Source organism: Escherichia sp. WS2035 (genome assembly GCF_046487065.1).
In the GTDB taxonomy this organism is placed as follows: domain Bacteria; phylum Pseudomonadota; class Gammaproteobacteria; order Enterobacterales; family Enterobacteriaceae; genus Escherichia; species Escherichia coli.
Genome location: NZ_JBJQKD010000001.1, coordinates 59,144 through 70,002 on the forward strand (window position 1 = coordinate 59,144; position 10,859 = coordinate 70,002).

Below are 10,859 nucleotides of genomic sequence, written 5' to 3' on the forward strand. Positions count from 1 at the left end.
ACAAACTGCAAGGAGGTAAATCATGACAAATCCTTTATCAATGACTCTTTGCAGACCTTTCCAGGATTAATTCTTTTTTCTTGCCCTGGATTCGTCTGCCATTTCCTGATTTTTATTCATAAATGGAATGGTACATGGGCAAATATATTCGTCCCTTATCCGATGCGGTATTTACCATCGCATCTGATGACCTGTGGATCGAGAGTTTAGCGATCCAACAATTACACACCACGGCAAATTTACCCAACATGCAGCGCGTTGTGGGGATGCCAGATTTACATCCCGGACGCGGCTACCCGATTGGCGCAGCGTTCTTCTCTGTTGGTCGTTTTTACCCGGCACTGGTCGGCAATGATATCGGCTGCGGCATGGCGCTATGGCAAACAGATATTCTCGCTCGCAAATACAACGCCGATAAGTTTGAAAAGCGATTATCAGATCTGGATGACGTTGCTGAAGAAAGCTGGCTGGAGGAAAACCTGCCGTCAGCATTTGCACAGCATCCGTGGCACAACTCGCTTGGCTCCATCGGTGGCGGTAACCACTTCGCAGAACTGCAACAGATTGATCAAATTATCGACGCGGAACTGTTTGCACGGGCTGGTCTGGATGCGCAGCATCTGCAACTACTGGTTCATAGCGGCTCGAGGGGATTGGGGCAGTCTATTTTACAGCGGCATATTGCCTCGTTTTCGCATCATGGTTTGCCTGAAGGCAGTGACGACGCGCTACGGTATATTGCGGAACATGACGATGCGCTGGCGTTTGCGCGTATTAATCGCCAGCTGATCGCTTTGCGCATAATGCAACAAGTTAAGGCCACCGGAAGTCCGGTTCTGGATGTGGCGCATAACTTTGTTAGCGCGTGCCAAATCGGCGATCAACAGGGCTGGTTGCATCGTAAAGGCGCCACGCCGGATGACAACGGTCTGGTGATTATTCCCGGTTCACGCGGCGATTACTCCTGGCTGGTTAAACCTGTTGCGAACGAAAAAACGCTCCACTCGCTGGCGCATGGGGCGGGGCGTAAATGGGGGCGCACCGAGTGTAAAGGGCGTCTGGCAGCGAAATACACGGCGACGCAACTCTCGCGGACTGAACTTGGCAGTCGGGTAATTTGTCGCGATAAACAACTCATCTTTGAAGAAGCGCCACAAGCCTATAAATCGGCTGAAAGCGTGGTGCAATGTCTGGTGCTGGCTGGGTTAATTATTCCTGTCGCGCGACTGCGCCCGGTGCTGACGCTCAAAAACAGTGGAGGGAAAAAAGGATGATCTTGCTACAACTCTCCTCTGCTCAGGGGCCGGAAGAATGTTGTCTCGCAGTGAAAAAAGCACTGGACAGGCTGATTAAAGAAGCTACCCGACAGGACGTCGCGGTAACGGTGCTGGAAACAGAAACGGGTCGCTACTCTGACACACTGCGTTCGGCGCTGATTTCTCTGGATGGCGATAACGCATGGGCTCTAAGCGAAAGCTGGTGCGGCACTATTCAGTGGATTTGTCCGAGTCCGTATCGGCCTCATCATGGGCGCAAAAACTGGTTTCTGGGCATTGGGCGTTTTACCGCTGATGAGCAGGAACAATCGGATGCAATCCGTTATGAGACGCTGCGTTCGTCGGGGCCGGGCGGTCAACATGTCAATAAAACCGACTCGGCGGTACGCGCCACGCATCTGGCATCCGGTATTAGCGTGAAGGTTCAGTCAGAGCGCAGTCAGCATGCTAACAAACGGCTGGCGCGATTACTGATTGCCTGGAAGCTGGAACAACAGCAACAGGAAAATAGCGCGGCGCTGAAATCGCAGCGGCGAATGTTCCATCACCAGATTGAACGTGGCAACCCGCGACGAACGTTCACAGGGATGGCTTTTATCGAAGGATAATGAAGGATGAAACTGCCGGAAGGCGTTAAACGCCATCCGGCAGCAAATCAAATAATTACTTCGCCGGAATTTCTTTCAGCAGTTCAGTCAGCAGTGTCCAGTAATGGCCAACGCTTTCGATATGAACTTGCTCATCCGGGGAGTGTGGACCGGTGATGGTTGGCCCGATAGACACCATGTCCATTTCCGGATACGGTTTTTTGAACAGACCACATTCCAGGCCCGCGTGGATAATCTGGATGTTCGGCGTCTTGTTGAACAGACGCTGATAGGTTTCACGTACCAGATGCATTACCGGAGAGTTAGCGTCCGGCTGCCAGCCAGGATATGCGCCTTTTGCTTCGGTTTTCGCACCTGCCAGTTTACCCAGCGAATCCAGCATGCTCACTACGTAGTCTTTACCGCTGTCGATCAGAGAACGGATCAGGCAGTGAATTTCTACGTTATTGTCGGTCATGGTCACCACACCGACGTTCAGGGAGGTTTCAACCACGCCTTTGGCTACATCGGAATTACGGATAACTCCGTTCGGGGTGGCGTTCAGCAGACGAATAAAGGTATCGCGAGATGTCGCCGTTAATGCAGCTTTGTCGTTCGCTACGGAGTCCAGCAGCAATGCCAGATTCTTCTCTTTTTCTGCCAGTTCGTTTTTCAGGATCTCCTGATAGGTATCCACCAGAGATTTCAGGGCGTCGACTTTATCAGCTGCGACAGCAATGGTCGCAAAGGCTTCACGCGGGATGGCGTTACGCAGTGTGCCGCCGTTGAAATCAATAAGACGCAGGTCCAGTTCTTCTGCATGACCCGCCAGGAAGCGCACCAGCAGTTTGTTGGCATTACCCAGGCCAACGTGGATTTCACCGCCGGAGTGACCGCCTTTCAGACCTTTTAAGGTTAAATTGAAGGTTTCAAAACCAGCTGGAACCGCTTCACGATCTAAATGCAGGTTGGAGGTGAAGTCGATACCCCCCGCACATCCCATGTAGATTTCACCTTCTTCTTCGGAGTCGGTGTTAATCAGAATATCAGCCTGCAACCAGTTGCTCTGTAAGCCGAACGCACCGTCCATACCGGCTTCTTCAGTCATGGTCAGCAGCACTTCCAGCGGGCCGTGAACCACGTTTTCGTCAGCCAGAACCGCCAGTGCGGAGGCCATACCAATGCCGTTATCCGCACCCAGCGTGGTGCCGCGCGCTTTAACCCATTCGCCATCAATATAAGGCTGGATAGGATCTTTAGTGAAGTCATGCACGGTGTCGTTATTTTTTTGCGGCACCATATCGAGGTGGGCCTGCAAGACGACCGGTTTACGATTTTCCATACCTGCGGTAGCAGGTTTACGAATCAGGATATTACCTACCTGATCGCGTTCGACATGGAAACCTTTCTCTTTTGCCCAACCAACAATGTATTCAGCGAGTTGCTCTTCATGATAGGACGGGTGAGGAATAGAACAGATTTTGGCAAAAATATCCCACAGCGGCTGTGGAGATAATTGAGACAGTTCAGACACGTTAAGTCTCCTTGTCGATCACCCGCAAAACAGTATTGCAGGTCACAGGGTTAGCAGAAAATGTTGTCAACACAAGACAGGCTTGCGAGATATGTTTGAGAATACCACTTTATCCCGCGTCAGGGAGAGGCAGTGCGTAAAAAGACGCGGACTCATGTGAAATACTGGTTTTTAGTGCGCCAGATCTCTATAATCTCGCGCAACCTATTTTCCCCTCGAACACTTTTTAAGCCGTAGATAAACAGGCTGGGACACTTCACATGAGCGAAAAATACATCGTCACCTGGGACATGTTGCAGATCCATGCACGTAAACTCGCAAGCCGACTGATGCCTTCTGAACAATGGAAAGGCATTATTGCCGTAAGCCGTGGCGGTCTGGTACCGGGTGCGTTACTGGCGCGTGAACTGGGTATTCGTCATGTCGATACCGTTTGTATTTCCAGCTACGATCACGACAACCAGCGCGAGCTTAAAGTGCTGAAACGCGCAGAAGGCGATGGCGAAGGCTTCATCGTTATTGATGACCTGGTAGATACCGGTGGTACTGCGGTTGCGATTCGTGAAATGTATCCAAAAGCGCACTTTGTCACCATCTTCGCAAAACCGGCTGGTCGTCCGCTGGTTGATGATTATGTTGTTGATATCCCGCAAAATACCTGGATCGAACAGCCGTGGGATATGGGCGTCGTATTCGTCCCGCCAATCTCCGGTCGCTAATCTTTTCAACGCCTGGCACTGCCGGGCGTTGTTCTTTTTAACTTCAGGCGGGTTACAATAGTTTCCAGTAAGTATTCTGGAGGCTGCATCTATGACACAGGCAAACCTGAGCGAAACCCTGTTCAAACCCCGCTTTAAACATCCTGAAACCTCGACGCTAGTCCGCCGCTTTAGTCACGGCGCACAACTGCCTGTGCAGTCGGCCCTTGATGGTAAAACCATCCCTCACTGGTATCGCATGATTAACCGTCTGATGTGGATCTGGCGCGGCATTGACCCCCGTGAAATCCTCGAAGTCCAGGCGCGTATTGTGATGAGCGATGCCGAACGTACCGACGATGATTTATACGATACGGTGATTGGCTACCGCGGCGGCAACTGGATTTATGAGTGGGCTACCCAGGCGATGGTGTGGCAACAAAAAGCCTGTGCGGAAGAAGATCCGCAACTCAGCGGTCGACACTGGCTGCATGCGGCTACGTTGTACAACATTGCTGCCTATCCTCATCTGAAAGGAGATGACCTGGCCGAGCAAGCGCAGGCTTTGTCAAACCGCGCCTATGAAGAGGCCGCTCAGCGTCTGCCGGGCACGATGCGGCAGATGGAGTTTACCGTACCCGGCGGTGCGCCCATCACCGGCTTTTTGCATATGCCGAAAGGCGATGGCCCGTTCCCGACAGTATTAATGTGTGGTGGTCTGGATGCGATGCAGACAGACTATTACAGCCTGTATGAACGTTATTTTGCGCTGCGCGGCATTGCGATGCTGACTATTGATATGCCGTCGGTGGGCTTTTCTTCAAAATGGAAGCTCACCCAGGACTCCAGCCTGTTGCATCAGCACGTTTTAAAGGCGTTGCCTAACGTACCGTGGGTGGATCACACTCGCGTCGCGGCCTTTGGTTTCCGTTTCGGCGCTAACGTTGCCGTACGTCTGGCATACCTTGAATCGCCGCGTCTGAAAGCGGTTGCCTGTCTTGGTCCGGTAGTTCATACCCTGTTGAGTGATTTTAAGTGCCAGCAACAGGTGCCGGAAATGTATCTTGACGTTCTGGCGAGTCGTTTGGGGATGCATGATGCTTCTGACGAAGCGTTGCGCGTGGAGCTGAATCGCTATTCATTAAAAGTGCAAGGGTTGCTGGGACGTCGCTGCCCAACGCCAATGTTATCAGGCTACTGGAAGAACGATCCGTTCAGCCCGGAAGAGGACTCACGCTTAATCACGTCGTCATCTGCTGACGGTAAATTATTAGAGATCCCATTTAACCCGGTGTATCGGAATTTTGACAAAGGCCTTCAGGAAATCACAGACTGGATCGAAAAACGTTTGTGTTAAAAATTTGCTAAATTTTACCAATTTGGTAAAACAGTTGCATCACAACAGGAGATTGCAATGACGTTACCGAGTGGACACCCGAAGAGCAGATTAGTCAAAAAATTTACCGCACTAGGCCCGTATATTCGTGAAGGTAAGTGCGAAGATAATCGATTCTTTTTCGATTGTCTGGCTGTATGCGTCAACGTGAAACCGGCACCGGAAGTGCGTGAGTTCTGGGGCTGGTGGATGGAACTGGAAGCGCAGGAATCCCGTTTTACCTACAGTTACCAGTTTGGTCTGTTCGATAAAGCAGGCGACTGGACGAGTGTTCAGATAAAAGATGCCGAAGTGGTTGAACGACTGGAGCACACCCTGCGTGAATTTCACGAGAAGCTGCGTGAGCTGCTGGCGACGCTGAATCTGAAGCTGGAACCGGCAGATGATTTTCGTGATGAACCGGTGAAGTTAACGGCGTGAATGAAATGTGCCGGATGCATCACATCCGGCAATATCCATTAAAACTGATAGGTCATGCCAACCGCGACAATATCATCATTATTAATATTCAATTTGTTATCGCTATCCAGTTGGTTGATTTTATAATCAACAAACGCTGACATATTTTTGTTGAAATAATACGTAGCACCAACATCGACATAATTGACCAGATCTTCATCACCGATGCCCTCAATATCTTTCCCTTTCGATAAGACATAACCCAGCGATGGACGCAGACCAAAGTCAAACTGGTATTGAGCGACCGCTTCAAAGTTCTGCGTCTTATTGGCAAAGCCGCCAGAGATTGGCGTCATTTTACGTGTTTCAGAATAGAAAGTTGCCAGATAAATATTATTGGCATCGTATTTCAGACCTGTTGCCCATGCTTCTGCACGCTTGCCTGTGCCACGGCTTTGCAGGTTCTGCTCGTTGGTGCGATCAGAGTTGGTATAGGCTCCACTGATGGCGAAATCGCTGCCACCAAAGTCATATGTCAATGACGTGCCGAAGCCATCGCCGTTTTGCTTTTTAACGTCGCGGTTTTCGTTTTTCCCTTGATATTGCAGGGTTAAGTTCAGGCCATCGATAACGCCGAAGAAGTCGGTGTTCCGATACGTCGCCAGACCGCTGGCGCGTTTGGTCATAAAGTTGTCGGTCTGCGCCGAGGAGTCGCCACCAAATTCCGGGAACATATCGGTCCAGGCTTCCACGTCATACAACGCGCCCAGGTTACGACCATAATCGAAAGAACCCAAATCTTTATATTTCAACCCGGCAAAAGCGAGACGCGTTTTTTGCTGTGCAGTATCACTCTCCGCTTTATTACCGGCAAACTCAGCTTCCCAACGACCATAACCAGTCAGTTGATCGTTAATTTGTGTTTCGCCTTTAAAACCAAAACGGATATAACTCTGGTCGCCATCTTTACTGTCATTATCACTCATATAATGCATGGCTTTAACTTTGCCATAGACATCCAGTTTATTACCGTCTTTGTTATATATTTCTGCGGCCTGTACGGATACAGATGCCACAATGCCCATCACCACTAATGCCAGAGTGCTCTTTTTCATTTTCATTCCTGATTTTAATTAACGCGCGAATATTCAGCGGGAGAGTCCCGTTGAAAACAGGAAAGTTTTTAACCTGAGATTGTTAAAGATATATTACAGATTAATAATATTCTTAAAATGTGGTAATTTATTAAATCTGTAATAAAAGCGTAAACAACTGCCGCTACGCTTGCTGATCCCGCGCAACAAAACGCCATGCTTTGCTCGCAGATGGTTGGCAACCGACGACAGTCCTGCTAAAACGTTCGTTTGATATCATTTTTTCCTAAAATTGAATGGCAGAGAATCATGAGTGACAGCCAGACGCTGGTGGTAAAACTCGGCACCAGTGTGCTAACAGGCGGATCGCGCCGCCTGAACCGTGCCCATATCGTTGAACTTGTTCGCCAGTGCGCGCAGTTACATGCCGCCGGGCATCGGATTGTTATTGTGACGTCGGGTGCGATTGCCGCCGGACGTGAGCACCTGGGGTACCCGGAATTGCCAGCGACTATCGCTTCAAAACAGCTGCTGGCGGCGGTAGGGCAGAGTCGACTGATTCAACTGTGGGAACAGCTGTTTTCAATTTACGGCATTCATGTCGGGCAGATGTTGCTGACCCGTGCTGATATGGAAGATCGTGAACGCTTCCTGAACGCCCGCGATACCCTGCGTGCGTTGCTCGATAACAATATCGTTCCGGTAATTAATGAGAACGATGCTGTCGCTACGGCAGAGATTAAGGTCGGTGATAACGATAACCTTTCTGCGCTGGCGGCGATTCTGGCGGGTGCCGATAAACTGTTGCTGCTGACCGATCAAAAAGGTTTGTATACCGCTGACCCGCGCAGCAATCCGCAGGCAGAACTGATTAAAGATGTGTACGGCATTGATGACGCACTGCGCGCGATTGCCGGTGATAGCGTTTCAGGCCTCGGAACTGGCGGTATGAGCACCAAATTGCAGGCCGCTGACGTGGCTTGCCGTGCGGGTATCGACACCATTATTGCCGCGGGCAGCAAGCCGGGCGTTATTGGTGATGTGATGGAAGGCATTTCCGTCGGTACGCTGTTCCATGCCCAGGCGACTCCGCTTGAAAACCGTAAACGCTGGATTTTCGGTGCGCCGCCTGCGGGTGAAATCACGGTAGATGAAGGGGCAACTGCCGCCATTCTGGAACGCGGCAGCTCCCTGTTGCCGAAAGGCATTAAAAGCGTGACTGGCAATTTCTCGCGTGGTGAAGTCATCCGTATTTGCAACCTCGAAGGTCGCGATATCGCCCACGGCGTCAGTCGTTACAACAGCGATGCATTACGCCGTATTGCCGGACACCACTCGCAAGAAATTGATGCAATACTGGGATATGAATACGGCCCGGTTGCCGTTCACCGTGATGACATGATTACCCGTTAAGGAGCTGGCCGATGCTGGAACAAATGGGCATTGCCGCGAAGCAAGCCTCGTATAAATTAGCGCAACTCTCCAGCCGCGAAAAAAATCGTGTGCTGGAAAAAATCGCCGATGAACTGGAAGCACAAAGCGAAAGTATCCTCAACGCTAACGCGCAGGATGTTGCAGACGCGCGTGCCAATGGCCTTAGCGAAGCGATGCTTGACCGTCTGACACTGACGCCCGCACGGCTGAAAGGCATTGCCGATGATGTGCGCCAGGTGTGCAACCTCGCCGATCCGGTGGGGCAGGTAATCGATGGCGGCGTACTGGACAGCGGCCTGCGTCTTGAGCGTCGTCGCGTACCGCTGGGGGTTATTGGCGTGATTTATGAAGCGCGCCCGAACGTGACGGTTGATGTCGCTTCGCTGTGCCTGAAAACAGGTAACGCAGTGATCCTGCGCGGCGGCAAAGAAACGTGTCGCACTAACGCTGCAACGGTGGCGGTGATTCAGGACGCCCTGAACTCTTGTGGCTTACCGGCGGGTGCCGTGCAGGCGATTGATAATCCTGACCGTGCGCTGGTCAGTGAAATGCTGCGTATGGATAAATACATCGACATGCTGATCCCGCGCGGCGGGGCTGGTTTGCATAAACTGTGCCGCGAGCAGTCGACAATCCCGGTGATCACAGGCGGTATAGGCGTATGCCATATTTACGTTGATGAAAGCGCAGAGATCGCTGAAGCCCTGAAAGTAATTGTCAACGCGAAAACTCAGCGTCCGAGCACGTGTAATACGGTAGAAACGTTGCTGGTGAATAAAAACATCGCTGATAGCTTCCTGCCCGCATTAAGCAAACAAATGGCGGAAAGCGGCGTGACGTTACACGCTGATACAGCCGCGCTGGCGCAGTTGCAGGCAGGCCCCGCGAAGGTGGTGGCTGTTAAAGCCGAAGAGTATGACGATGAGTTTCTGTCATTAGATTTGAACGTCAAAATCGTTAGCGATCTGGATGACGCCATTGCCCATATTCGTGAACACGGCACGCAACACTCCGATGCGATCCTGACCCGCGATATGCGCAACGCCCAGCGTTTTGTTAACGAAGTGGATTCCTCCGCTGTTTACGTTAACGCCTCTACGCGTTTTACCGACGGCGGCCAGTTTGGACTGGGGGCGGAAGTGGCGGTAAGCACACAAAAACTCCACGCGCGCGGCCCAATGGGGCTGGAAGCACTGACCACTTACAAGTGGATCGGCATTGGTGATTACACCATTCGTGCGTAAATAAAACCGGGTGATGCAAAAGTAGCCATTTGATTCACAAGGCCATTGACGCATCGCCCGGTTAGTTTTAACCTTGTCCACCGTGATTCACGTTCGTGAACATGTCCTTTCAGGGCCGATATAGCTCAGTTGGTAGAGCAGCGCATTCGTAATGCGAAGGTCGTAGGTTCGACTCCTATTATCGGCACCATTAAAATCAAGTAGTTACCCCATATTTAAATACACCACGTTCTCCTCTTGTGCCGTATTTGTGCCATTGCGACTTATAATCGCATCGATTTTGCTCGCGTGCCCGGTGAAATGCCTGGCTGAAAGGTGAGCCTAACGACGAACCATTTCAAGAGTTTCCCATCCTCCCATCTCTTTAAGTGCAAGAAGAGAGACTCCGGACTGAACCAGCCAGCTTGCCTTTGCTATCAAAGTACCTTGAGGACCAGATGATTTCTGGCGATATTTACAGCGCTTCCGCAATGAGTTTTTCTCTGTGCCGCCAGAGGCGTTCCCCGCTTTTTCAGCACCGCAATAATGTCGGCGGAATGTCAGTCCTGTTGCATCATGCGGCCACCTCACTGATAAATTTTACGCCGTCGGCGGTACGCAGCCAGCGCGGGGATTTGAGTCCTTCCGTGAAATTCCAGACCAGCTCACACAGAAGCCCGGTCAGGGTTTGTTCCGTTTTTGGCTCTGCTGGACGTTCCAGCAGTAGCTGGAGCAGCGCGAGGCAGTATTCGCACAAGGAATCTGGTTCGGAAATAAAGTGCTCTGGTGTGGCGGGAAGGGTATCAACGGTCAGGCTTTCAATCAGATGCGGCGGGATGGGGTCGTGCAGCGTGGGTTGCAATAGCGCAAGAGCCGCGTGAAGCCGTCCGCAGAGCGCCAGCCGCAGCGCCGGATCGTCGGTTTCTATCAGGGTTTCGGCGAAGCGGGCGCAGTAGTCGGCCAGGACGGTGAAATCCGTGGTGGCATTGAAGGGAGCGGACAATAGATCGAGTAAATCGCAGTCAGAGATGAGGATTGTAGCCATAGGGCGTCTCCTGTAACGGTTTATTATGTCCGCCACTAGAGAGGCTAATCTCATGGGGGCGGAACCGGACGGGGTTAGCCTTACCGGCGTTACAGGAAACCGGCGCGTCTTGCGACGCCCCCGCCCGGCCCGCCATTGAGGTGTAGCCGAACGCACGACACAAAAAAGACGC

General features: G+C 51.5%; 11 protein-coding genes, 1 tRNA gene and 1 pseudogene. 8 read left to right on the forward strand and 5 right to left on the reverse strand.

The genetic code is table 11. The annotated features are described in order from the left end of the window. Nucleotides 1–134 precede the first annotated feature (134 nt). Together ACJHX4_RS00340 and prfH are read left to right on the forward strand one after the other, a co-directional pair. Complete coding sequence (locus tag ACJHX4_RS00340; RefSeq protein ID WP_000521559.1) at nucleotides 135–1,274, forward strand: RNA ligase RtcB family protein; 1,140 nt, start codon at nucleotides 135–137, stop codon at nucleotides 1,272–1,274. Next, nucleotides 1,271–1,885, forward strand: coding sequence for a peptide chain release factor H (gene prfH / locus ACJHX4_RS00345; RefSeq protein ID WP_000602123.1), 615 nt, complete (start codon nucleotides 1,271–1,273; stop codon nucleotides 1,883–1,885). The genes ACJHX4_RS00340 and prfH overlap by 4 nt, the downstream gene beginning before the upstream one ends. Nucleotides 1,886–1,940: 55 nt before the next feature. Here the strand turns inward: prfH and pepD are convergent, their stop codons facing one another. Beyond that, nucleotides 1,941–3,398 carry a cytosol nonspecific dipeptidase gene (pepD, locus tag ACJHX4_RS00350; RefSeq protein ID WP_001293022.1) on the reverse strand — a complete coding sequence of 486 codons (1,458 nt, stop codon included), beginning with the start codon at nucleotides 3,396–3,398 and terminating at the stop codon, nucleotides 1,941–1,943. 260 nt (nucleotides 3,399–3,658) lie between these two features. Between pepD and gpt the strand changes: the two genes are divergently transcribed. The 3 genes from gpt (at nucleotide 3,659) to crl (ending at nucleotide 5,912) form a co-directional block, all read left to right on the forward strand. Continuing rightward, a complete protein-coding gene (gpt, locus tag ACJHX4_RS00355; protein WP_001291991.1) occupies nucleotides 3,659–4,117 on the forward strand; it encodes a xanthine phosphoribosyltransferase in 459 nt (152 codons plus the stop codon). Nucleotides 4,118–4,208: 91 nt separating this feature from the next. Further along, nucleotides 4,209–5,453, forward strand: coding sequence for an esterase FrsA (frsA, locus tag ACJHX4_RS00360; protein WP_000189575.1), 1,245 nt, complete (start codon nucleotides 4,209–4,211; stop codon nucleotides 5,451–5,453). Between the two features lie 57 nt (nucleotides 5,454–5,510). Continuing rightward, on the forward strand, nucleotides 5,511–5,912 hold the full coding sequence (gene crl / locus ACJHX4_RS00365; RefSeq protein WP_000174703.1) for a sigma factor-binding protein Crl: 402 nt from the start codon (nucleotides 5,511–5,513) through the stop codon (nucleotides 5,910–5,912). A gap of 38 nt (nucleotides 5,913–5,950) precedes the next feature. Here crl and phoE read toward each other — a convergent pair whose 3' ends face one another. Beyond that, on the reverse strand, nucleotides 5,951–7,006 hold the full coding sequence (gene phoE / locus ACJHX4_RS00370; RefSeq protein ID WP_000749899.1) for a phosphoporin PhoE: 1,056 nt from the start codon (nucleotides 7,004–7,006) through the stop codon (nucleotides 5,951–5,953). Between the two features lie 288 nt (nucleotides 7,007–7,294). Between phoE and proB the strand changes: the two genes are divergently transcribed. The 3 genes from proB to ACJHX4_RS00385 all read left to right on the forward strand — a co-directional run bounded on the left by proB (nucleotide 7,295) and on the right by ACJHX4_RS00385 (nucleotide 9,853). Further along, nucleotides 7,295–8,398, forward strand: a complete 1,104-nt coding sequence (proB, locus tag ACJHX4_RS00375; protein WP_001285288.1) for a glutamate 5-kinase — start codon at nucleotides 7,295–7,297, stop codon at nucleotides 8,396–8,398. 11 nt (nucleotides 8,399–8,409) lie between these two features. Next, entirely contained in the window at nucleotides 8,410–9,663 is a 1,254-nt protein-coding gene (gene proA, locus ACJHX4_RS00380) for a glutamate-5-semialdehyde dehydrogenase (RefSeq protein WP_000893315.1), read from the forward strand. A 114-nt stretch (nucleotides 9,664–9,777) separates the two neighbouring features. Then, a tRNA-Thr gene (locus ACJHX4_RS00385) sits at nucleotides 9,778–9,853 on the forward strand. Between the two features lie 14 nt (nucleotides 9,854–9,867). Here ACJHX4_RS00385 and ACJHX4_RS00390 read toward each other — a convergent pair. The 3 genes and pseudogenes from ACJHX4_RS00390 to ACJHX4_RS00400 all read right to left on the reverse strand — a co-directional run. Continuing rightward, nucleotides 9,868–10,071 (reverse strand): annotated as a pseudogene (locus ACJHX4_RS00390) (integrase); the annotation flags it as partial. Between the two features lie 145 nt (nucleotides 10,072–10,216). Beyond that, the gene (locus ACJHX4_RS00395; RefSeq protein WP_000201175.1) at nucleotides 10,217–10,687 is read right to left on the reverse strand and encodes a hypothetical protein; all 471 of its coding nucleotides are present in this window, start codon (nucleotides 10,685–10,687) and stop codon (nucleotides 10,217–10,219) included. Beyond that, complete coding sequence (locus ACJHX4_RS00400; RefSeq protein ID WP_071550417.1) at nucleotides 10,665–10,823, reverse strand: ash family protein; 159 nt, start codon at nucleotides 10,821–10,823, stop codon at nucleotides 10,665–10,667. The genes ACJHX4_RS00395 and ACJHX4_RS00400 overlap by 23 nt, the downstream gene beginning before the upstream one ends. Nucleotides 10,824–10,859 lie beyond the last annotated feature (36 nt).

What these genes read in the sequence shown, in the direction of transcription:
- gpt (WP_001291991.1), top strand. Translation starts at nt 3,659, where the DNA reads ATGAGCGAAAAATACATCGTCACCTGGGACATGTTGCAGATCCATGCA.
- ACJHX4_RS00395 (WP_000201175.1), bottom strand. Translation starts at nt 10,687, where the DNA reads ATGGCTACAATCCTCATCTCTGACTGCGATTTACTCGATCTATTGTCC.
- proA (WP_000893315.1), top strand. Translation starts at nt 8,410, where the DNA reads ATGCTGGAACAAATGGGCATTGCCGCGAAGCAAGCCTCGTATAAATTA.
- crl (WP_000174703.1), top strand. Translation starts at nt 5,511, where the DNA reads ATGACGTTACCGAGTGGACACCCGAAGAGCAGATTAGTCAAAAAATTT.
- frsA (WP_000189575.1), top strand. Translation starts at nt 4,209, where the DNA reads ATGACACAGGCAAACCTGAGCGAAACCCTGTTCAAACCCCGCTTTAAA.
- proB (WP_001285288.1), top strand. Translation starts at nt 7,295, where the DNA reads ATGAGTGACAGCCAGACGCTGGTGGTAAAACTCGGCACCAGTGTGCTA.
- phoE (WP_000749899.1), bottom strand. Translation starts at nt 7,006, where the DNA reads ATGAAAAAGAGCACTCTGGCATTAGTGGTGATGGGCATTGTGGCATCT.
- ACJHX4_RS00400 (WP_071550417.1), bottom strand. Translation starts at nt 10,823, where the DNA reads ATGGCGGGCCGGGCGGGGGCGTCGCAAGACGCGCCGGTTTCCTGTAAC.
- prfH (WP_000602123.1), top strand. Translation starts at nt 1,271, where the DNA reads ATGATCTTGCTACAACTCTCCTCTGCTCAGGGGCCGGAAGAATGTTGT.
- ACJHX4_RS00340 (WP_000521559.1), top strand. Translation starts at nt 135, where the DNA reads ATGGGCAAATATATTCGTCCCTTATCCGATGCGGTATTTACCATCGCA.